General features: G+C 71.3%; 20 protein-coding genes. 9 read left to right on the top strand and 11 right to left on the bottom strand.

From position 1 onward, the window contains the following. Nucleotides 1-15: 15 nt before the first annotated feature. The 5 genes from bamE to ACPOLB_RS14750 form a co-directional block, all read right to left on the bottom strand. Nucleotides 16-597, bottom strand: coding sequence for an outer membrane protein assembly factor BamE domain-containing protein (gene bamE, locus ACPOLB_RS14770; protein ID WP_425256757.1), 582 nt, complete (start codon nt 595-597; stop codon nt 16-18). Between the two features lie 31 nt (nt 598-628). Further along, nucleotides 629-1,048: a VOC family protein gene (locus ACPOLB_RS14765; protein WP_425256756.1), complete on the bottom strand. Its 420-nt coding sequence runs from the start codon at nt 1,046-1,048 to the stop codon at nt 629-631. A gap of 27 nt (nt 1,049-1,075) precedes the next feature. Further along, nucleotides 1,076-2,188, bottom strand: a complete 1,113-nt coding sequence (locus ACPOLB_RS14760) for a hypothetical protein (RefSeq protein WP_425256755.1) — start codon at nt 2,186-2,188, stop codon at nt 1,076-1,078. A 139-nt stretch (nt 2,189-2,327) separates the two neighbouring features. Beyond that, nucleotides 2,328-3,407: a hypothetical protein gene (locus ACPOLB_RS14755; RefSeq protein ID WP_425256754.1), complete on the bottom strand. Its 1,080-nt coding sequence runs from the start codon at nt 3,405-3,407 to the stop codon at nt 2,328-2,330. Nucleotides 3,408-3,560: 153 nt separating this feature from the next. Then, complete coding sequence (locus ACPOLB_RS14750) at nt 3,561-4,376, bottom strand: MipA/OmpV family protein (protein WP_425256753.1); 816 nt, start codon at nt 4,374-4,376, stop codon at nt 3,561-3,563. A gap of 101 nt (nt 4,377-4,477) precedes the next feature. On the opposite strand from ACPOLB_RS14750, the gene ACPOLB_RS14745 reads away from it, so the two are divergent. Continuing rightward, nucleotides 4,478-5,221, top strand: coding sequence for an alpha/beta fold hydrolase (locus ACPOLB_RS14745; RefSeq protein WP_425256752.1), 744 nt, complete (start codon nt 4,478-4,480; stop codon nt 5,219-5,221). Here the strand turns inward: ACPOLB_RS14745 and ACPOLB_RS14740 are convergent. Then, nucleotides 5,211-5,723 (bottom strand): NUDIX hydrolase, encoded by a 513-nt coding sequence (locus ACPOLB_RS14740; protein WP_425256751.1) that lies wholly within the window; start codon nt 5,721-5,723, stop codon nt 5,211-5,213. The genes ACPOLB_RS14745 and ACPOLB_RS14740 overlap by 11 nt on opposite strands. 120 nt (nt 5,724-5,843) lie before the next feature. Between ACPOLB_RS14740 and ACPOLB_RS14735 the strand changes: the two genes are divergently transcribed. The 8 genes from ACPOLB_RS14735 to ACPOLB_RS14700 all read left to right on the top strand — a co-directional run bounded on the left by ACPOLB_RS14735 (nt 5,844) and on the right by ACPOLB_RS14700 (nt 14,598). Further along, nucleotides 5,844-6,959: a Re/Si-specific NAD(P)(+) transhydrogenase subunit alpha gene (locus ACPOLB_RS14735; protein ID WP_425256750.1), complete on the top strand. Its 1,116-nt coding sequence runs from the start codon at nt 5,844-5,846 to the stop codon at nt 6,957-6,959. Between the two features lie 3 nt (nt 6,960-6,962). Next, nucleotides 6,963-7,259: an NAD(P) transhydrogenase subunit alpha gene (locus tag ACPOLB_RS14730; RefSeq protein ID WP_425256749.1), complete on the top strand. Its 297-nt coding sequence runs from the start codon at nt 6,963-6,965 to the stop codon at nt 7,257-7,259. Beyond that, entirely contained in the window at nt 7,259-8,695 is a 1,437-nt protein-coding gene (locus ACPOLB_RS14725; RefSeq protein ID WP_425256748.1) for an NAD(P)(+) transhydrogenase (Re/Si-specific) subunit beta, read from the top strand. The genes ACPOLB_RS14730 and ACPOLB_RS14725 overlap by 1 nt, the downstream gene beginning before the upstream one ends. A 38-nt stretch (nt 8,696-8,733) precedes the next feature. Beyond that, nucleotides 8,734-10,017 carry a M20/M25/M40 family metallo-hydrolase gene (locus ACPOLB_RS14720; RefSeq protein WP_425256747.1) on the top strand — a complete coding sequence of 428 codons (1,284 nt, stop codon included), beginning with the start codon at nt 8,734-8,736 and terminating at the stop codon, nt 10,015-10,017. 87 nt (nt 10,018-10,104) lie between these two features. Continuing rightward, nucleotides 10,105-11,772 (top strand): long-chain-fatty-acid--CoA ligase, encoded by a 1,668-nt coding sequence (locus tag ACPOLB_RS14715; RefSeq protein ID WP_425256746.1) that lies wholly within the window; start codon nt 10,105-10,107, stop codon nt 11,770-11,772. 47 nt (nt 11,773-11,819) lie between these two features. After that, nucleotides 11,820-12,551: a 16S rRNA (uracil(1498)-N(3))-methyltransferase gene (locus ACPOLB_RS14710; RefSeq protein ID WP_425256745.1), complete on the top strand. Its 732-nt coding sequence runs from the start codon at nt 11,820-11,822 to the stop codon at nt 12,549-12,551. 63 nt (nt 12,552-12,614) lie between these two features. Then, on the top strand, nt 12,615-13,061 hold the full coding sequence (locus tag ACPOLB_RS14705) for a YidB family protein (RefSeq protein WP_425256744.1): 447 nt from the start codon (nt 12,615-12,617) through the stop codon (nt 13,059-13,061). Between the two features lie 25 nt (nt 13,062-13,086). Further along, entirely contained in the window at nt 13,087-14,598 is a 1,512-nt protein-coding gene (locus ACPOLB_RS14700; protein WP_425256743.1) for an amidase, read from the top strand. 4 nt (nt 14,599-14,602) lie between these two features. Here ACPOLB_RS14700 and ACPOLB_RS14695 read toward each other — a convergent pair whose 3' ends face one another. From ACPOLB_RS14695 to lptA, 5 genes are read right to left on the bottom strand one after another with little or no spacing between them, the layout of a single operon-like run. After that, nucleotides 14,603-15,250, bottom strand: coding sequence for a DsbA family oxidoreductase (locus tag ACPOLB_RS14695; RefSeq protein ID WP_425256742.1), 648 nt, complete (start codon nt 15,248-15,250; stop codon nt 14,603-14,605). Nucleotide 15,251: 1 nt separating this feature from the next. Then, entirely contained in the window at nt 15,252-16,457 is a 1,206-nt protein-coding gene (locus tag ACPOLB_RS14690; protein WP_425256741.1) for a THUMP domain-containing class I SAM-dependent RNA methyltransferase, read from the bottom strand. A 2-nt stretch (nt 16,458-16,459) separates the two neighbouring features. Next, nucleotides 16,460-17,989, bottom strand: coding sequence for an RNA polymerase factor sigma-54 (locus ACPOLB_RS14685; protein WP_425256740.1), 1,530 nt, complete (start codon nt 17,987-17,989; stop codon nt 16,460-16,462). Between the two features lie 9 nt (nt 17,990-17,998). Beyond that, nucleotides 17,999-18,757 carry an LPS export ABC transporter ATP-binding protein gene (gene lptB / locus ACPOLB_RS14680; RefSeq protein ID WP_425256739.1) on the bottom strand — a complete coding sequence of 253 codons (759 nt, stop codon included), beginning with the start codon at nt 18,755-18,757 and terminating at the stop codon, nt 17,999-18,001. Next, nucleotides 18,757-19,392 (bottom strand): lipopolysaccharide transport periplasmic protein LptA, encoded by a 636-nt coding sequence (gene lptA, locus ACPOLB_RS14675; RefSeq protein WP_425256738.1) that lies wholly within the window; start codon nt 19,390-19,392, stop codon nt 18,757-18,759. The genes lptB and lptA overlap by 1 nt, the downstream gene beginning before the upstream one ends. Between the last annotated feature and the right edge of the window lie 69 nt (nt 19,393-19,461).

Genomic DNA, 19,461 nt, shown 5'->3' with positions numbered 1-19,461 from the left:
CTGCTGCCAGGCCGTTCAGTCGAGCACGACGATGCGGCGCGTGTCGGGGTCGGTGCGTACTTCGCGCACCTGCCCGGCGTCGTCGAAGAAGACGCGGAATTCCTGGAAGGTGTGCAGCCAATAGCGCCAGTCGGGCGCGTCGAGGTGCGGGTTCTCGCTGGTGACGGGGTAGCCCACGGCCATCACCACCTGCTCGCGCGTCATGCCGCGCGTGACGCGCGCCGAGCGCACCGCGCGCTGCACCTTCTCGGGCCATGCGGCCAGGCGCAGCGCCGGGTCTTCGCGCAGCACGTAGCGCTGCGCGAAGGCGTCCAGCGGCATGTCGCGGCTGTAGTCGTTGCCCAGCGCCTGGGCCTTTCCCTTGATCTCGACCAGCACGCGCTGGCGGCCGTAGCCGGTGATCGTCACCGGCGTGCCCAGCGGCAGCAGGACCTTGCCGGACTCGGCGTAGTTGATGTCGCTGATCCAGCGGCCGTCGCTGCGCATGTTGCAGCACAGGAAGCCGCTGTAGGTGTCCTGCGCCGCGGCGGTTGTCGCGACCAGGGCCAGCCACACGCAGACCACGGCTGCAGTCGGGGTGCGAGCACGTTGAGGCATGCGGACTCCTCGGCCCCGCCGGGCGGGGCGGCTACTTGGCGAACAGCTGCGACCGGTCGCGGAACGCCTTGAACTCCAGCGCGTTGCCGCAGGGGTCGCGGAAGAACATCGTGGCCTGCTCGCCGACCTGGCCGGCAAAGCGGATGTGGGGCTCGATGACGAAGCGCACGCCGCCCGCGCGCAGCCGCGCGGCCAGCGCGTGGAAGTCGTCCCAGTCGAGCACCACGCCGAAGTGCGGCACCGGCACGTCGTGGCCGTCGACCGGGTTGTGGTGCGCGCCTGCGGACTTCGGGGCCAGGTGGGCGACGATCTGGTGGCCGAAGAAGTCGAAGTCGATCCACTCGCTGCTGCTGCGGCCTTCGGGACAGCCGAGCAGGCCCCCGTAGAAGGCGCGCGCCGCGGGCAGGTCGTCGACCGGGAAGGCCAGGTGGAAGGGGGCGATGCTGCTCATGGCCGACGAGCATAACGGCTGCCCGGCCTACCGGAACAGCAGATCCAGGAAGCCCGACTTGCGGATGCTGGCCAGTTCGTTCGTGAAGGCTTCCTTGCGCCCGAAGATGTCCTCGGCGAAGTTCAGGTTCAGCACCACGCTCCACTTGCCGCCGGACGCCTTGGTCACGGCGATGTTGTACTTGTCGTAGTGGAACATCGGCCCGTAGCCCCAGCGCTGCTCGGTGTCGCTCTGGGTGTAGGTGGCCGCCAGCGAGACGCCGCGGCGGTCGGTCATCACGCCCGTCGGCCGGCCGTCGACCTGCTCCCAGCGCCACCAGTACCAGCCGACCACCTGCACCAGCACGGCGGGCTTGAGCTCGCCGGCGTCCTGCGCCGTGCGCGACCAGCGCAGCGCGCCGTCGGGGTGCATCAGGATCAGCTGCGACGTGGGCACCTTGCAGAAGCCCATCTTCATGCGCGTGCCGGCATCCTCGGGGCACAGGTCCCGGCCCATCAGCGCGCTGTTGGCGGCGACCTCCCACACGTACTGGTGGTGGCCCGACACGCGGTACGACGTCCACTGCGCCAGGGCCAGCGTGCTGTCGGCGTACTGCTGGTCGAGCGATTCGTCCTGCGCATAGCGCTGCAGCCGCGCCATCAGGTTGGCCACCCGCACCTGGGCCAGGCGCGCCTGGAACGCCGGGCAGGGCGTGCCGTCGACGCACGCTGCCGGCGGAGTGCCCAGCGCGATGACCTGGCCGCCCAGCGGCGTCGGGGCGTCGCTGCTGGCCACGCGCCGCCACTTGCCCGGGATCGCCGTCTGCACGGCGTCGAGCCATGCCTGCGCCGTCCTGCTGTCCGGCAGCCCCTGCAGCTCGCCGCGCACGCGCCCGAGTTCCAGCAGCATCGCCTGCCAGGCCTCGGTCTCGAGCGCGCCGGCACTGCCCGCGGCGGCTTCGCCGAGCAGCACGTCGATGGCGTCGAGCAGCCTGGCGCTCTGCCCCTTCAGGATGGGCAGTTCGGTCTGCGCATTGAACTGGGCCACCAGCGGGTGCGGGTCGTTGCGGGCGTTGCCCAGGCAGTCGGCACGCTTGGCCTCGCGCAGCGCCGTGGCGTAGTCGGCCACTGGCGTCTGGGCTGCGGGGTAGCGGCATGGCATGGCCGGCGCTGCACCGGCTGGTGCCGCTGGTTGGGCTGCCGGCTGCGCTGTCGCAGCCAGGCAGACGCAGGCCAGCCAGGCTGCAGCGAGGGCGGCCTTCGCGGTGCGCAGGCGCGTGCGTGGGGTCGTCGATGCCATGTCAGCTCTCCCCATCCTGCCGTGCGCGCTGGCCGGCCAGCTGGCGCAGGGCCAGCAGCATGCCCACTTCCTTGCTCCAGTCGGCCGTGGCGTTCACCAGCATGGCCCTGAGCTTGTCGCTGGCCTTGGCCAGCGCCTTGGCGCCCAGCGTCTTCTTGCGCCAGTCGGCGAGCGCGGCGGCGTGCTCGTCCTTCGACACCGCGGCCCGGAAGCCGGCCAGCGTGCGCAGCATCGGCACGTGCACGTCCGGGTGGCTCAGATAGTGTTCGAGCGCGTGCACGTTCTCGTCGTGCATGTCCTTGGCCGGCAGCGTCACGTCGAGGTAGACCTCGTCCCGCGGCATGAGGGGCGAGAACCAGTTGTCCGGCGGTGCAAACGGGTCGAGGCGGGCCACGGGGTCGAGCGCGTGGCCGAAGTTGGCCATCTGGAAGCACCAGCCGTCGCTGACGCTGAGCGTGGGCGCCATCACCGCCGCGTACTCGGAGCCGCCGCGGTTCCACAGCGGCACCACCGCATTGGCCACCAGGAACACGTTGTCGGGCCGGAAGGCCGTGCCGAGGCGGGTGCCGTCGGCGCCGGGGCCGAGCGTCATCATCGCGTGGAAGCCCTCGTACGTGACGGCCGTGCCGAGCGAGTGTGCGATGACCGAGTAGTGCAGCGCGTCGTCGCGGGGCTGGCTCTTCAGGTGGCCCAGCACCTGCTGCTGCAGGCTGCGCCAGACCTCCTGCGCCACCGGCATCAGGAACCGGTAGAGGACCACGTCGAGCACGTGCGTGCGCAGGAAGCCGTCGCCGCCGGCCTGGCCGGCCAGGTCGACCAGGTCCTTGGCCACGCCCTTGTGCAGGCCGTTGGAGACCAGCGCCTGCGCGGCCTGGGCGGCGTCGTCCCGCCACTGCTGGCGCCAGGCCTCGAAGACGTGGTTGTAGTTGATCTCGCGGAACTCGAATTCGGCGAGCCAGTTGCCCTTGCGCAGGGCCTCGTAGCGACCGAAGAGGCCGGCGATCTGCTGCTGGGTCGATTCGGACCATCCCGGCTCGAATGCGCCCATGCCGTGGACGAGGAAGATCAGGTGCTTGGCCATGGTGCCCCCACATGCAGCGCTGCTGGTCCACCTGCGCGGGCGGCGCTGGTCGCCCGGGCGAGGTCTGGTGCGTGCAAATGTCGCCGATACCGCGCCGCAGGGGGTCCGCAGGACTGATCACGGGGCCGCGGCCACGGGCCGCCGCGCGGGCGCCTAGAAGCTCGTGCCCACCGCCAGCAGCAGTCCGATGTTGGTGCGCTGGCGGGTCAGCGGGCTGCCGGCGGCGTCGCCGTGCAGCGTGCTGGCCGACAGCGTGCCGGTGACGGCCCAGTCGCGCGAGACCAGGTGCAGCACGGTGGCCGCGAGCTTGGTGTCGCGCACGCCGGCCTCGGCCGTGTAGGGCGCGTAGCGGCCGGTGCTGGCCGACTGTTCGGGCGTGACGCCGAAGAAGGTCTGCATGTAGTCGTCGTTGGCCAGCGTGGCCGTGGCGCCGAAGCGCAGCCGCCACTGCGGCGCCAGCGGCATGCCGTAGCTGGCGCCCAGTTCGGCCAGCAGGCCGCTGCCGCCGGCACCCAGGCGCATCTCGCCGTGCAGGGCCAGGCCCGGGGTCAGCACGGCGCGGTTCAGGTAGACGCCGATCTCGGGCCGGATGCGCACGTCGCCCATGCCGCGCAGGTCGTCGGAGCGGCTCTCCTTGCGGCCGAAGTCGGGCGTCAGGCGCACGCCGGCCGTGGTGGTGTCCGAGCGCAGGAACTCGTAGCCCACGCCCGAGCCCACGCCGGCGAACCAGCCGTTGGCCCAGCGGTACTCCACGCCCGGCAGCAGCGAGACCCGGCGGTCGTCCGAGCCCTTGTAGGCCGGGCCCGCCACCAGTGCCAGCCCGACACGCCCGCCTTCGCGCGTGGCGCCGTCGCGCCGCAGCGTGTCGAAGTCCTGGGCCGAGGCGGCACCGGCGAGCAGCAGGCAGGCCGCGAGGCCTGTGGAACGACGGGCGGTGGAACGAAAGGCAGGAAGACGGGATCGCGGCACGCGGCACTCCTTGGATGGTCGCCGCGTTATACAAGCAGCCGCCGTGCCGGACGTTGCCGGCATGTTTCCGCCGCCGCAGTGTGTCTGTCAGACTGCCGGCCATGCCCAAGCCACCGCCCCTGCCCACCGTCGTCCTGCTGCCCGGGCTCGCCAGCGACGCCACCGTCTGGCACGAGCAGCTGCCCGCGCTGGCCAGCCGCAGCTGCGTGCACGTCAGCGACGTGCACTTCCGCCACGACAGCATCGACGCCATGGCCACGGCGCTGCTGGCCGAGCTGCCGGGGCCGCTGGTGCTCGTGGGCACGTCGATGGGCGGCATGGTGGCGCTGGCGGCGCAGCGCCAGGCCCCCGCGCGCGTGCAGGGGCTGGCGCTGCTGGGCACCACGGCACGGCCCGACACGCCCGAGCTGGTCCGGCTGCGCACCGACGCCATCGGCTACTTCGAGCAAGGCCGCGTCGACGAGGTGCTGCAGGCCAACCTGCTGTTCGCCTTCCACCCCAACAGCCTGCGCCGCCGCGCGCTGGTCGACGGCTACCTGGGCTTCGTGCGCAGGGCCGGCGCGGCGCAGCTGATCCGCCAGAACCGCGCCGTGATGGCGCGCATCGACAGCCGCCCCCTGCTGCCGGCCGTGTGCTGCCCGGCGCTGGTGCTGTGCGGCGAGGCCGACCGGCTGACGCCGCCCGAGCACGCGCAGGAGCTGGCGGCGGGCATTCCCGGCGCACGGCTGGAGATGGTGCCCGGCGCCGGCCACATGCTGACGATGGAGCAGCCGGCGCGCGTGAACGCGCTGCTGCTGGCCTGGCTGGAGACGCTCGGGCGCCCCGCGCCTGGGGTCAGCCCTTGATCTCGGGCGTGTAGACGCTGGCGTCGGTGGTCACGGTGTCCAGCGGCAGGCGGCGTCCCGCGGCGTGGTCTTCGGCGCAGCGCATCACCAGCGGGCTGCGCAGCCGGCCCTGGGCATGGGCGGCGCGGAGTTCGTCGAGTGTCAGCCACAGCGTGCCGACGATGCCGGTGTCGAGCGTGCGCCCGGGCTCGGGCGCGCCCACCTCGCCGCAGAAGGCGAAGCGCAGGTAGGTCACGTCCTGCGGCGGCCGGCCCGCACGCGCCGGGCGCTGGAAGCGCGACAGGTACACGCCCACCAGCGCGTCCGGCGTGAAGTGACGCGCGGTCTCTTCCAGTGTCTCGCGCACCACGCCCTGCAGCGGCGACTCGGCCGGGTCGAGGTGGCCGGCCGGGTTGTTGAGCTTCAGCCCTTCGGGCGTGTGCTCTTCGACCAGCAGGTAGCGACCGTCGGCTTCGACGATCGCGGCGACGGTGACGCTCGGGCTCCAGCGGGGTGCAGACATCACCGGATGCTAGCCGCCTGCCACGGTAACTTGTGGTAGCTTCGCCCCCCAAACGCGCCGGCACGCCCGCAGCCTTGCGGACACCGGAAGACCACACGAGACGTTGGTGAGGAGTTCCCCATGCTGATTGGCGTTCCGCTCGAGACGGCGGCGGGTGAAACCCGCGTGGCCGTCACCCCCGAGACGGCCAAGAAACTCAAGGCGCAGGGCCACGTGGTGCGCGTGCAGTCGGGGGCCGGCGTCGCCGCCAGCGCCACCGACGCCGCCTATGTCGCCGCCGGTGCCGAGATCACCGACCGTGCCGGCGCCTTCGCCGCCGACCTGGTGCTGAAGGTGAAGAGCCCCGACGCCGACGAACTGAGCCTGATGAAGGCCGGCACCAACCTGGTCGGCATGCTCAACCCCTTCGACCGCGACAACCTGCAGCGCCTGGCCACGGCCGGCATCACCAGCTTCTCGCTCGAAGCCGCGCCGCGCACCACGCGCGCGCAAAGCATGGACGTGCTGTCCAGCCAGGCCAACATCGCCGGCTACAAGGCCGTGATGATGGCCGCCGACAAGTACCAGCGCCTGTTCCCGATGCTGATGACGGCCGCCGGCACCATCAAGGCCGCGCGCGTGGTGATCCTGGGCGTGGGCGTGGCGGGCCTGCAGGCCATCGCCACCGCCAAGCGGCTGGGCGCCGTCATCGAGGCCAGCGACGTGCGACCCAGCGTGAAGGAGCAGGTCGAGTCGCTGGGCGCCAAGTTCATCGACGTGCCCTACGAGACCGACGAGGAACGCGAGGCTGCGGTCGGCGTCGGCGGCTACGCACGTCCAATGCCGCAGAGTTGGATGGACCGGCAGAAGGTGGAGGTGGCCAAGAAGGTGGCGGCCGCCGACATCGTGATCAGCACCGCGCTGATCCCCGGCCGCGCGGCGCCGGTGCTCGTCACCGAAGAGATGGTGCAGAGCATGAAGCCGGGCTCGGTCATCGTCGACATGGCGGCCCCCGCCGGCGGCAACTGCCCGCTCACCGAAGCCGGCAAGACGGTGGTGAAGCACGGCGTCACGATCGTCGGCGAGACCAACATCCCGGCCCTCGTGGCCGCCGACAGCTCCAGCCTGTACGCCCGCAACGTGCTCGACTTCCTGAAGCTCGTGCTCACGAAGGAAGGCAGCTTCAACGTGCCGATGGACGACGACATCGTCGCCGCCTGCCTCATGACCCAGGCCGGCGAAGTGAAAAGGAAGTAAGCCATGGACATCGTCAGCCCCACCATCACCAACCTGATCATCTTCGTGCTCGCCATCTACGTGGGCTACCACGTGGTCTGGACCGTCACGCCCGCGCTGCACACGCCGCTGATGGCGGTGACCAACGCCATCAGCGCCATCGTCATCGTGGGCGCCATGCTGGCCGCGGCGCTGACCGAGACCACGCTGGGCAAGAGCATGGGCGTGCTCGCGGTCGCGCTGTGCGCGGTCAACGTCTTCGGCGGCTTCCTCGTCACGCGGCGCATGCTGGAGATGTTCAAGAAGAAGGAGAAGAAGTGATGTCGATGAACCTCGTCACCCTTCTCTATCTCGTCGCCAGCGTCTGCTTCATCCAGGCGCTGAAGGGCCTGAGCCACCCCACCACGTCGATCCGCGGCAACGTGTTCGGCATGCTGGGCATGCTGATCGCGGTGCTGACCACGGCGGCGCTGATCGTCAAGTTGGCCGGCGACATGGGCCAGACGCGCGCGCAGGGCATGGTCTGGGTGCTGGGCGGCCTGGTGGTCGGCGGCGCCCTGGGCACGCTGATGGCCAAGCGCGTCGAGATGACCAAGATGCCCGAGCTGGTGGCCTTCATGCACAGCATGATCGGCCTGGCCGCGGTGTTCATCGCGGTCGCCGTGGTGGCCGAGCCCTGGGCCTTCGGCATCACCGCGCGCGGCACGCCCATTCCCTTCGGCAACAAGTTCGAGCTGTTCCTGGGCGGGGCCATCGGTGCCATCACCTTCAGCGGCTCGGTCATCGCCTTCGGCAAGCTCAGCGGCAAGTACAAGTTCCGCCTGTTCCAGGGCGCGCCGGTCACGTTCGGCGGCCAGCACATGGTGAACCTGGTGCTGGGCCTGGCGATGCTGGGCCTGGGCGTGGGCTTCTCGATCACCGAGAACTGGACGATGTTCTTCGCCATGCTGGCGATCGCCTTCGTGCTGGGCGTGCTGATCATCATCCCCATCGGCGGCGCCGACATGCCGGTGGTGGTGAGCATGCTCAACAGCTACAGCGGCTGGGCCGCGGCGGGCATCGGCTTCAGCCTGAACAACAGCATGCTGATCATCGCCGGTTCGCTGGTGGGCAGCTCGGGCGCGATCCTGAGCTACATCATGTGCAAGGCGATGAACCGGTCGTTCTTCAACGTCATCCTGGGCGGCTTCGGCGGCGAGGCCGCCACCGCGGCCGCGGGCGGCGGCGTGCAGCGCAACGTGAAGAGCGGCAGCGCCGACGACGCGGCCTTCGTGCTGGGCAACGCCGAGACCGTGGTCATCGTGCCCGGCTACGGCCTGGCAGTGGCGCGCGCGCAGCACGCGGTGAAGGAGCTGGCCGCCAAGCTCACGGCCAAGGGCATCACGGTGAAGTACGCCATCCACCCGGTGGCGGGCCGCATGCCGGGCCACATGAACGTGCTGCTGGCCGAGGCCGAGGTGCCCTACGACCAGGTCTTCGAGATGGAGGACATCAACGGCGAGTTCGGCCAGGCCGACGTCGCCATCATCCTGGGTGCCAACGACGTGGTGAACCCGGCCGCGCACGTGAAGGGCAGCCCGATCTACGGCATGCCGATCCTCGAGGCCTACAAGGCCAAGACCGTGATCGTGAACAAGCGGTCGATGGCCAGCGGCTACGCGGGCCTGGACAACGAGCTGTTCTACATGGACAAGACCATGATGGTCTTCGGCGACGCGAAGAAGGTGGTCGAGGAGATGGTCAAGGCGGTGGAGTGAACGTCAGCCCGGCACGCACCGGGCAGGGAGCGACGACGATGCAGACGCTGATCCGAGGCCTGCGCGCTGCTGCGCAGCGCCGGCTGGCCCATGCGGCCATGGTCACCACCGCCGCGCTCTGCAGCGCCGGCGCCGTGCAGGCCGCGCCGGCCTTCATCACCGTCGGCGACGGCGCGCACATGCTGCTGCACCGGCTGTCGCCGCAGGCCGTGACGCACGCCACGCGCCAGGTCGACGTGCGCGTGCCGGAACGCCCCGGCAGCAGGCGCCTGGTGGGCGCGCGCGACGGTGTGCACGTGGTCGAGATCGACGACGACCTGCTGCCGGCGCTGTCGCTGGCGGTGCACGAGACGCTGCGCCGCTGCGGCGGCTTCATGCAGCATGCATCGCTGGCCGAGGCGCTGGCGCACCTGCACCGGCTGCAGGGCGAGGTGGTGCCGGCGCTCGCGCCCAGCTACACGCTGGACGACACGGCGCAGGTGCAGGCGCTGCTGCCGCAGCTGCAGGCCAGCCACATCCTGGGCACGATCCAGTCGCTGTCGGACTTCCAGAACCGCATGTACAACAGTTCGCACGGCACGGCGGCGTCGACCTGGCTGTTCAACACCTGGAAGGCGCTGGCCGGCGGCCGGCGCGACGTGCGCGTGACGCAGGTGCGGCACAGCGGCTGGCCGCAGCGCTCGGTGTCGTTCGTGATCCGCGGCAACGGCGCCAACGCCGACGAGACCGTGGTGCTGGGCGGCCACCTCGATTCCATCTCGGCGGGCTCGCCCGAGACGCTGCGCGCGCCCGGTGCCGACGACGACGCCAGCGGCGTGGCCGCGATGACCGAGGTGATCCGCGTGCTGATGGCGGCCAACTACAAGCCGCAGCGCACGGTCGAGTTCATCGCCTACGCGGCCGAGGAAGTGGGCCTGCGCGGCTCGCAGCAGATCGCGGCCAAGTACGCACGCGCGGCCAGGCCCGTGGTCGGCGTGCTGCAGCTCGACATGACGGCCTACCAGGGCAACGCCACCGACCTGTGGCTGTTCACCGACTACACCAACACGGCGCAGAACAACTTTGTCGCCGCGCTCGCGGCCGGCTACCTGCCGACGTTGACGGTGGGCTACGACCGCTGCGGCTACGCCTGTTCCGACCACGCGTCGTGGACGGCGCGGGGCTTCGCCGCCTCGTTCCCGTTCGAGTCGAGCTTCGCGGCGTCGAACCGGCAGATCCACACCCCGAACGACACCACCGCCACCTTCGGCAACCAGGCCGAGCATGCGCTGAAGTTCACGCAGCTGGCACTGGCCTTTGCCGTCGAGCTGGGCAGCGACTGAGGTGCGGCGGAACCGCTATCGAATCCCCTGATGCTGGGCGTGTCAGCGCTCGGTCAGAATCCCGGCTCCCGGAGAGTGAGAAGGTTCATGGAGAAGATCTGGCTGAAGCAGTACCCCGCAGGCGTCCCTGCCGAAGTCAAGACCGATCTGTACCCGTCGCTCGTGGCCTTGATGGAAGAGAGCTTCCGCAAGTACCGCGACCTGCCGGCCTACAAGTTCATGGGCAAGTCCATCACGTTCGGCGCGGTGGACGATGCCTCGCGGGCGCTGGCGGCCTACCTGCAGGGCCTGGGCCTGGTGCGCGGCGACCGCGTCGCCATCATGATGCCCAACGTGCCGCAGTACCCCGTGGCGGTGGCCGCGATCCTGCGCGCGGGCTTCGTCGTCGTGAACGTGAACCCGCTGTACACGCCGCGTGAACTGGAGCACCAGCTCAAGGACTCGGGCGCGAAGGCCATCGTGCTCATCGACGTCATCGCGCACACGCTGCAGAAGGTGCTGGAGTCCGTGCCGACCAAGCACATCGTGCTGGCCGCCATGGGCGACATGCTCGGCCTGCTGAAGGGCACGATCGTCAACCATGTCGTGCGCAACGTGAAGAAGCTGGTGCCGGCCTTCTCGCTGCCGACCGCGGTGAAGTTCAACGACGCGCTCGCCAAGGGCCGCAGCAAGGCGCTGACCGAACCGAAGATCGGCCCCGACGACATCGCGGTGCTGCAGTACACCGGCGGCACCACCGGCGTCAGCAAGGGCGCGGTGCTGCTGCAGCGCAACCTGGTGGCCAACGTGCTGCAGTCCGAGGCGTGGTACCAGCCGGCGCTGAAGAAGATCCCGCCCGGCGAGCAGGTGGTCACCATCTGCGCGCTGCCGCTGTACCACATCTTCGGCTTCACGGCGAACATGATGCTGTCCATGCGCATGGGCGGCTGCAACATCCTCATCCCGAACGCACGCGACTTCGCCGCGACGCTGAAGGAACTGGCCAACCACAAGTTCCACAGCTTCCCGGCCGTGAGCACGCTGTTCAACGCGCTGGCCAACCACCCCGACTTCGACAAGGTCGACTGGAGCCACCTGAAGATCAGCGTCGGCGGCGGCATGGCCGTGCAGCAGGCGGTGGCGCGGCTGTGGCTCGAGAAGACCGGATGCCCGATCTGCGAAGGCTACGGCCTCAGCGAGACCAGCCCCTCGGCCACCTGCAACCCGGTGGACAGCACCGCCTTCAGCGGCAACATCGGCCTGCCGATGCCCAGCACCGAGCTGAAGCTGCTCGACGACGACGGCCACGAGGTGCCGATGGGCACCGCCGGCGAGATCGCGATCAAGGGTCCGCAGGTGATGGCCGGCTACTGGCAGCGCCCCGACGAGACCGCCAAGGTCATGACGGCCGACGGCTTCTTCCGCACTGGCGACGTCGGCGTCGTCGACGAGCGCGGTGCCTTCCGCATCGTCGACCGCAAGAAGGACATGATCCTCGTCAGCGGCTTCAACGTGTACCCGAACGAGGTCGAGGACGTCATCACGCAGATGCCCGGCATCCTCGAATGCGCGGCGGTGGGCGTGCCCGACGCGAAGGCCGGCGAGGCCGTGAAGGTGGTGCTGGTGAAGAAGAACCCGGCCGTCACCGAAGCCGACGTGCGCGCCTTCTGCGAAGCCAACCTCACCGGCTACAAGCGGCCGAAGGTCATCGAGTTCCGCAACGAGCTGCCCAAGACCCCGGTGGGCAAGATCCTGCGCCGCGAGCTGCGCGGCTGACCGGCGCACCCGCGCACGCGTGCGCCTGCGGCACACTGCGGGCCGCGATGACGATCCGACTCTTTTCCGACGCGCCGCTGCAGGCGCACACCACGCTGTCGTTGCCGCCCGCAGCCGCCCGCCACGCGCAGGTGCGGCGCGTGCAGCCGGGCGACGTGCTCGTGCTCTTCGACGGCCTCGGCTGCGACTGGCCCGCCGAGGTGCTGGCGATGGGCCGCAGCGAAGTGCGCGTGCAGGTGGGGGCGCCGCAGCCGGTGCAGCGCGAGTTGCCGCACCCGGTGCTGCTGGCCGTGGGCATGCCGGCCAACGACCGCATGGACACGCTGGTCGAGAAGGCCACCGAGCTGGGTGCCGCGGCCATCCAGCCACTGCTGTGCGAACGCGCCGTGCTGCGCCTGGACGGCGAGCGCGCGCTGAAGAAGGTGGCGCACTGGCAGGGCGTGGCGGTGGCGGCCAGCGAGCAGTGCGGCCGCGCCCGCGTACCGCACATCGCACCGGTGCTGACGCTGACGGCGTGGCTGGCGGGCCTCGCGCGCCCGGACAGCGCAGCGCCCGTCGGCCAGCGCCTGCTGCTGAGCCCGCAACCCGGCGCGGCGCCGCTGCACGGCGTGCCGCCCGGCCCGCTGTGCGTGCTGAGCGGGCCTGAAGGCGGCCTGGCGCCGGCCGAGGAGGCCGCGGCGCTGGCAGCGGGCTTCCATGCCACCGGCCTGGGCCCGCGCGTGCTGCGCGCCGACACCGCGCCGCTGGCCTTGCTGGCCTGGGTGGGATTGCGCGGCTGAGCTTGCGCCGGCCGTCCCGGCCTCCCAGAATCGCCGCCAGACACAACCAGCCAGGAGTGCACGATGGGCTTGCTTGATTCGGTGGCCGGCGCGCTGGGCGCGGCGGGCGGTGGCCAGGGCGGCGGGCAGGCGGCGCTGCTGCAGGCCGTGATCGGCCTCATCGGCCAGAACGGCGGCAACCTCGGCGACCTGGTCGCGAAGTTCCAGCAGGGCGGGCTCGGCGACGTGGTGGGCTCGTGGATCTCCACCGGCCGGAACCTGCCGATCTCGCCCGAGCAGCTGAGCGGCGTGCTCGGCAACGACACCATCGCGCAGCTGGCGCAGCAGTTCGGCATGAACGGCGGCGACATGGCGGGGCAGCTGTCGCAGCTGCTGCCGCAGGTGGTGGACCAGCTCACGCCGGGCGGCCAGCTGCCCAGCGGCGGTGGTGCTCTGGGGGGCGCGCTTGGCGGCGACCTGGGCCAGCTCGGCGACATCGGCGGCCTGCTGGGCTCGCTGATGAAGCGCTGAAGCACGCGCCCAGGGCAACGGCCGCGTGCGCCACGACGAGTACCTGCAGCACGACGCCACCGCGCTGGCCGCGCTGGTGGCCCGCGGCGACACCAGCGGCGCCGAGTTGCTGGCGCTGGCCCAGGCGCAACTGGCGCGCGTGCAGCCGGCGCTGAACGCGCTGCTGCGGCCGCTGGACGCGCTGGCGCAGCAGCAACTGCAGCGTGCCGTGCCCGGCCCGCTGTCAGGGGTGCCGATGCTGGTGAAGGACAGCGTGCTCGACGTCGCCGGCGTGCCCACCAGCTACGGCAGCCGCGCGATGCTGGGCATCGTGCCCACCGAGCACGCGGCGCCGCTGCGCCGGCTGCTCGACGCCGGCGCTGTGGTCTTCGGCAAGACCAACCTGCCCGAGTTCGGACTCAAGGGCGTCAGCGACTCGCAGGCCTTCGGCCGTGTCAGCAACCCCTGGAACACCGCGCACACGCCCGGCGGCAGCAGCGGCGGCTCGGCCGCGGCGGTGGCCGCCGGCGCGGTGCCGATGGCCGGCGGCAACGACGGTGGCGGCTCGCTGCGCATCCCGGCCGCGTGCTGCGGGCTGTTCGCGCTGAAGCCGTCGCGCGGGCGCGTCTCGAACGGGCCCGGCATCGGCGAAGTGTGGTTCGGCGCCTGCAGCGAAGGCGTGCTGTCGCGCAGCGTGCGCGACACCGCGCTGGCGCTGGACGTGCTGTGCGGCCCCGAGCCCGGCGACCCGTTCGTCACCGCGGTGCCGGCCGAGAGCTTCCGCAGCGTGCTGCAGCGCCCGCCGCCGCGCTTGCGGGTGGCGTTCAGCACCACGTCGCCGATCGGCACCGCCGTGCAACCCGAGGCCGTGGCCGCGGTGCAGGCCACGGCGCGGCTGCTGCAGGGCCTGGGCCACCACGTCGAGGAAGCGGCGCCGGCCATCGACGGCACGGCGCTGGCGCAGGCCTTCATCCACCTCTACCTGGGCCAGATCCCGGCCACCGTGGGCTACGCGCTGGCGCACGGTGCGCGGCGCAGCGACTTCGAGCTGCTGACGCAGGTGATGGCCGTGCTGGGCCAGACCGTGGGGGCCGGCACGCTGACCGGGCAACTGGTGGCCTGGAACGGTTTCGCGCGGGCGCTGGGAGCCTTTCACCAGCGCCACGACGTGTGGCTGACGCCCACGCTGGCCGGCCCGCCGATGCGGCACGGCGCGGTCGACCCGCCGCCGGCGCTGCAGGCGGTGCTGAAGCTGCTGCTCGGCACCGGGCTGCTGGGCCTGCTGGGCCGCAGCGGGCTGCTGCAGGGCACGATCGACCAGCTCGCGCGCGACAACCTCACGCCCTACCCGTTCACGCAGCTGGCCAACCTGACCGGCGTGCCCGCGATGAGCCTGCCGCTGCACTGGACGGCCGACGGCCTGCCGCTGGGCGTGCAGTGCGTCGGCCGCATGGGCGACGAGGCGACGCTGCTGCAGCTGGCCGCGCAGCTCGAAGCGGCGCAGCCGTGGTTCGACCGCCTGCCGGCGATGGCGGGCGCGGTGCCCGCGGCAGGCTGAGACCTCAGGCCCCGGCAGCGATCTCGCGCAGCGCCTGCTCGAACACCTCGGGCGGCTGGCCGCCGCTGATCAGGTGGCGCTCGTTGACCACCACCGCCGGCACCGAGTGGATGCCCAGTCGCAGCCAGTGCTGCTCTTCGGCGCGCACGGCCTCGGCGAACTCGTCGCCCTGCAGGATCTCGCGCGCACGGGCCTCGTTCAGCCCCACCGACGCGGCCACGGCGGCCAGCACCTCGGGGTCGCTGGGGTTGCGGCCGTCACCGTGGTAGGCCTGCAGCAGCGCGGCCTTCAGCGCGTGCTGCTGCGCCGCGCCTTCGAGGCCGGCCCAGTGCAGCAGGCGGTGCGCGTCGAAGGTGTTCCAGATGCGCGTGCGTTCGCCGAAGTGGAAACCCACCGCGGCGCCGCGTTCGCGGATCGCGGCGCGTGCGGCGGCGAACTGCTCCTTCGTGCGGCCGTACTTGCGGCTGAGGTGCTCGTCGACGTCCTCGCCCTCGGGCGCCATCTGCGGGTTCAGCTCGAAGGGGCGGAAGTGCATGTCGAGCGCGATCTCGCCGCGCAGCGCCTCGGCGGCGCGGTCCAGCGCGCCCAGGCCCACGGCGCACCAGGGGCAGGCGACGTCGGAGACGAAATCGATCTTCAGGGTCTTGGTCATGTCAACTCGCTGCGGCGTCCTTGTTCGAGCCTGCCACCATATCGAATCGAAATAGCCGACACTCGATCGGGCCGTTCCACATCGGCACGCGGCGGCTTTCCTTCAGCCGCATCAGCGACGGCAGCTTCATGTCGGGGCTGAGCATCCAGCCGGTCCAACCCGCGTAGTGGCGCTTCCAGTGCGCGGCCAGGCCGCCGAAGAATTCGGCCGACGAGCCGCCGCCTTCGAAGCCCTGGCGGGCAGCGTCCGACCCCTGGCCCTTGGCCGCGATGCGCTCGCCGTAGGGCGGGTTCAGCATCAGCGTGCCGCGCGGCGCGGGTGGCAGGCGCTGCAGCGCGTCGACGGTCTTGAACTCGATGGCGCGCCCGACGCCGGCGAGCTCGGCGTTGCGCTGCGCGAAGTCGGTCATGCGGAAGCTCACGTCGCCGGCGAACACCGGGACCGCGGGCGCATGCACACGTGCCTGCGCGGCTTGCTGCAGCGCGCGCCAGGCCGGCAGGTGGGCGCGGAAGGGCAGCAGGCGCTCGAAGGCGAAGCGGCGCTGGCTGCCGGGCGCGATGCCGCAGGCCATCTGCGCCGCCTCGATGGCGATGGTGCCGGCCCCGCAGCAGGGGTCGAGCAGCGGGCCGTCTTCCGCCCGGCCCTGCCAGCCGGCGGCGGCCAGCATCGCCGCGGCCAGCGTCTCCTTCAGCGGCGCCTCGCCCTTGTGCTCGCGCCAGCCGCGCTTGAACAGCGCCTCGCCCGAGGTGTCGACGTACAGCGTGGCTTCCTCCGGGCCCACGAACAGCGCGATCGGCAGGTCGGGCCGGTGCGTGTCGACGCTCGGACGCTCGCCGGTGGCGTCGCGCAGCGTGTCGCAGACCGCGTCCTTGATGCGCAGCGCCGCGAAGTTCAGGCTGCGCAGCGGCGAGCGCACGGCATTGACGTCCACGCGCAGCGTCTGCTGCGGCGTGATCCACTGCGTCCAGTCGACGCGCCGGCCCAGGTCGTAGAGATCGTGTTCGTCGCGGTAGCGGCCCTGCACCAGCGGCCACAGCACACGCTGCGCGAGCCGGCTTTCCAGGTTCAGCGCCATCGCCGTGCGCTCGTCGCCGTCGACCCAGACGCCGCCGCGGGTGGTCTCGGCCGCGTGCCCGGTGATACGCAGCACCTCGTCGGCCAGCAGCGCCTCGGCACCGCTGGCGCAGGGCAGGAACAGGGCAGGCATGGTCAGAGCGCCTTCCGCAGCGAGGCCGGCGCGATCTTCAGCGCCTCGCGGTACTTGGCCACCGTGCGCCGCGCCACCTGGATGCCCTGCTCTTCCAGCATCTGGCTGAGCTGGCTGTCCGACAGCGGCTTGGCCGGGTCCTCGGCCGAGACCAGCTGCTGGATCAGCGCGCGCACCGCGGTGCTGCTGGCGTTGCCGCCGGCCTCGGTGTTCAGGCTGCTGCCGAAGAAGTACTTCAGCTCGAAGGTGCCCTGCGGCGTGGCCATGTACTTGGCGGTGGTCACGCGCGAGATCGTGCTTTCGTGCAGACCCAGCTCGTCGGCGATCTCGCGCAGCACCAGCGGCTTCATCGCGATCGCGCCGTGGGTGAAGAAGTTCTTCTGCCGCTCGACGATGGCCTTGCTGACGCGCAGGATGGTGTCGAAGCGCTGCTGGATGTTCTTCATGAACCAGCGCGCCTCCTGCAGCCGGCCCGAGAGGCCGCCGCCGCCGGCGTTGCGGTTGCCGCGGATGGCCTGCGCGTAGAGGTCGTTGATGCGCAGCTTGGGCATCACGTCGGGGTTCAGCAGCACCTTGAAGCCGCGGCCGGACTTCTGCACGATGACGTCGGGCACGACGATGTTGGCCTCGGCCGCCGCAAACGGCCGGCCGGGCTTGGGCTCGCAGGCGACGATGAGCGCCTGTGCCTCGCGCAGCGTGTCTTCGTCGGCGCCGGTGGCCGACATCAGCTTCTTCATGTCGCGCCGCGCCAGCAGGTCCAGGTGCTGCTCGCAGATGCGCACGGCGACCTGGCGCTCGAAGCAGGCGGGCGTCTCGCGCAGCTGCAGCACCAGGCATTCGCCGAGCGAGCGCGCGCCCACGCCGGTGGGCTCCAGGCTCTGCAGCCACCGCAGCGCGCACTGCAGGCGGTCGGCCAGGGCCTCGACGGCCTCGGGGTCGGTCAGGCCCATCATGCCGGCGAGGCCGGCGGTGATCTCTTGCAGCGAGTCGGCCAGGTAGCCGTCGCCGTCGAGCGACTCGATCAGCACGTCCAGCGCCGCACGGTCGTCGTCGGACAGCCGCATGCCCGCGATCTGCCCGCGCAGGTGGTCGGCCAGCGTGCCGGCCTCGCTGCGGCGGTCGTGGGCTTCCATGTCGTCGCCGTCGGCGTCGACCCCGCTGCCCGACGACGGCGTCTCGCGGATGCCGTCGAAGTCGTCGCGCTCGGTGCCGTTCTCCCAGTCGTCGCGCTCGGTCTTGCCGAAGTCGTCGGCCTGCACCTCGGGCAGCGCGTCGCCGCCGGCATCGCCGGTGTCGCTGCCCTCGGCGGCGTTCTCGCGCTCGTTCGTGCGCTCAGCGGCGCTGCGCTCCACCGGCGCGTCGTAGGGCGTGCCGCCGTCGTCGTCGGTCTCCAGGAACGGGTTCTGCTCGAGCATCTGCTCGACTTCCTGGTGCAGCTCCAGCGTGCTCAGCTGCAGCAACCGGATGGACTGCTGCAGCTGCGGCGTCAGCGCCAGGTGCTGGGACAGGCGGACCTGCAATGACGGCTTCATCGCGGGCCCCTACATGCGGAAGTGTTCACCGAGGTACACCTTGCGCACTTCGGCGTTCTCGACGATCTCTTGAGGCGTGCCCTCGGCCAGCACCGAGCCCTCGCTGATGATGTAGGCGCGGTCGCAGATGCCCAGCGTCTCGCGCACGTTGTGGTCGGTGATCAGCACGCCGATGCCGCGCGACTTGAGGAAGGCGATGATGCGCTGGATCTCGATGACGGCGATGGGGTCGACGCCCGCGAACGGTTCGTCGAGCAGGATGAAGCGCGGCTGCGTCGCCAGCGCGCGCGCGATCTCGACGCGGCGGCGCTCGCCGCCCGACAGCGCCGGCGCCGGCGAGTCGCGCAGCTTCTCGATGCTCAGGTCGTGCAGCAGCTTGTCCAGCAGCTCGTCGATGGTGCCGTTCTTCAGTGGCCGGCCGTCGGGGCCGAGCTGCAGCTCCAGCACGGCGCGGATGTTCTCCTCCACCGTGAGCTTGCGGAAGATGCTGGCTTCCTGCGGCAGGTAGCTCAGCCCCAGGCGCGAGCGCTGGTGGATCGGCAGCCGCTGCACTTCGCGGCCGTCGATGCGGATCTCGCCGTCGTCGGCGCGCACCAGGCCCACCACCATGTAGAAGGTGGTGGTCTTGCCGGCGCCGTTCGGGCCCAGCAGCCCCACCACCTCGCCGGCGCTGACGGCCAGGTGCACGTCCTTCACGACCTTGCGCGCGCCGTAGCTCTTCTGCAGGTGCTCGGCCTCCAGCCGGCTCACGCCCGGGGTCGCCGCCATCAGGGCTTGTCCCCCAGGCCGCGCGCGGGCAGCAGCGGTGCCGCCGGCGCGGCGGGTGCGGGCGCCGAGGCAGGCTCGGCGCGCGGGCTCAGCACGGCACGCACGCGGCCGTTCGGGTTGGTGGTGCTTCGGGTGCCGCCTTCGACGCTGAAGACCTCGCCGATGGCGTCCCAGACGATCAGCGCGCCGGTGATCTCGTCGGCGACGGTGCTGCCGCGCAGCCGGCGCACGGCGCCGTTGCCGACGAAGCGCAGCGTCTCGGCGCGGCCGTCGAATTCGATGCGGTCGGCCGTGCCTTCCACCAGTTCGTCGAGCCCGTCGCGCTTCTGGCGGTAGCTGGCGGGCTTGTCGGTGCTGCCGATGGCGGTGGCGGCGCGGTAGCCGTCGGCCGTCTCACGCACCTCGATGCGGTCGGCGCGCAGCACCATGGTGCCTTGCGTCACGGCCACGTTGCCGGAATACACCAGCACCTGGCGCTGCATGTCGAGCACGCCGCTGCGGTCGGCCTCGATCACCATCGGCTTGGCGCGGTCGGCCTTCTCGGCGGCGGCGGGGCCTGCGGCCAGGCCGATGGCCGCCGCCAGCGCCAGGGAGGCGCCGGTCAGGCGTAAGCGGAGGGTCAGGCAGGGATGCATGTGGCGGCACGGAACTTGCAGACCATTCTAGCCACAAGCCGGGGGGCCCCAGCGGGCCGTCACGTGCAT

The sequence above is a fragment of the Rubrivivax soli genome (assembly GCF_049810355.1).
GTDB lineage: Bacteria > Pseudomonadota > Gammaproteobacteria > Burkholderiales > Burkholderiaceae_C > Rubrivivax.
This window is presented reverse-complemented; position numbering and strand designations above follow the sequence as displayed.

Excerpts from the sequence above, each read along its gene's own strand:
- ACPOLB_RS14760 (WP_425256755.1), bottom strand. The coding sequence starts at position 2,188 with ATGCCATGCCGCTACCCCGCAGCCCAGACGCCAGTGGCCGACTACGCC.
- ACPOLB_RS14720 (WP_425256747.1), top strand. The coding sequence starts at position 8,734 with ATGCAGACGCTGATCCGAGGCCTGCGCGCTGCTGCGCAGCGCCGGCTG.
- ACPOLB_RS14745 (WP_425256752.1), top strand. The coding sequence starts at position 4,478 with ATGCCCAAGCCACCGCCCCTGCCCACCGTCGTCCTGCTGCCCGGGCTC.
- ACPOLB_RS14705 (WP_425256744.1), top strand. The coding sequence starts at position 12,615 with ATGGGCTTGCTTGATTCGGTGGCCGGCGCGCTGGGCGCGGCGGGCGGT.
- ACPOLB_RS14690 (WP_425256741.1), bottom strand. The coding sequence starts at position 16,457 with ATGCCTGCCCTGTTCCTGCCCTGCGCCAGCGGTGCCGAGGCGCTGCTG.
- ACPOLB_RS14715 (WP_425256746.1), top strand. The coding sequence starts at position 10,105 with ATGGAGAAGATCTGGCTGAAGCAGTACCCCGCAGGCGTCCCTGCCGAA.
- ACPOLB_RS14725 (WP_425256748.1), top strand. The coding sequence starts at position 7,259 with ATGTCGATGAACCTCGTCACCCTTCTCTATCTCGTCGCCAGCGTCTGC.
- ACPOLB_RS14735 (WP_425256750.1), top strand. The coding sequence starts at position 5,844 with ATGCTGATTGGCGTTCCGCTCGAGACGGCGGCGGGTGAAACCCGCGTG.
- ACPOLB_RS14740 (WP_425256751.1), bottom strand. The coding sequence starts at position 5,723 with ATGTCTGCACCCCGCTGGAGCCCGAGCGTCACCGTCGCCGCGATCGTC.
- bamE (WP_425256757.1), bottom strand. The coding sequence starts at position 597 with ATGCCTCAACGTGCTCGCACCCCGACTGCAGCCGTGGTCTGCGTGTGG.
- ACPOLB_RS14710 (WP_425256745.1), top strand. The coding sequence starts at position 11,820 with ATGACGATCCGACTCTTTTCCGACGCGCCGCTGCAGGCGCACACCACG.
- ACPOLB_RS14755 (WP_425256754.1), bottom strand. The coding sequence starts at position 3,407 with ATGGCCAAGCACCTGATCTTCCTCGTCCACGGCATGGGCGCATTCGAG.
- lptB (WP_425256739.1), bottom strand. The coding sequence starts at position 18,757 with ATGGCGGCGACCCCGGGCGTGAGCCGGCTGGAGGCCGAGCACCTGCAG.
- ACPOLB_RS14730 (WP_425256749.1), top strand. The coding sequence starts at position 6,963 with ATGGACATCGTCAGCCCCACCATCACCAACCTGATCATCTTCGTGCTC.
- lptA (WP_425256738.1), bottom strand. The coding sequence starts at position 19,392 with ATGCATCCCTGCCTGACCCTCCGCTTACGCCTGACCGGCGCCTCCCTG.
- ACPOLB_RS14685 (WP_425256740.1), bottom strand. The coding sequence starts at position 17,989 with ATGAAGCCGTCATTGCAGGTCCGCCTGTCCCAGCACCTGGCGCTGACG.
- ACPOLB_RS14695 (WP_425256742.1), bottom strand. The coding sequence starts at position 15,250 with ATGACCAAGACCCTGAAGATCGATTTCGTCTCCGACGTCGCCTGCCCC.
- ACPOLB_RS14765 (WP_425256756.1), bottom strand. The coding sequence starts at position 1,048 with ATGAGCAGCATCGCCCCCTTCCACCTGGCCTTCCCGGTCGACGACCTG.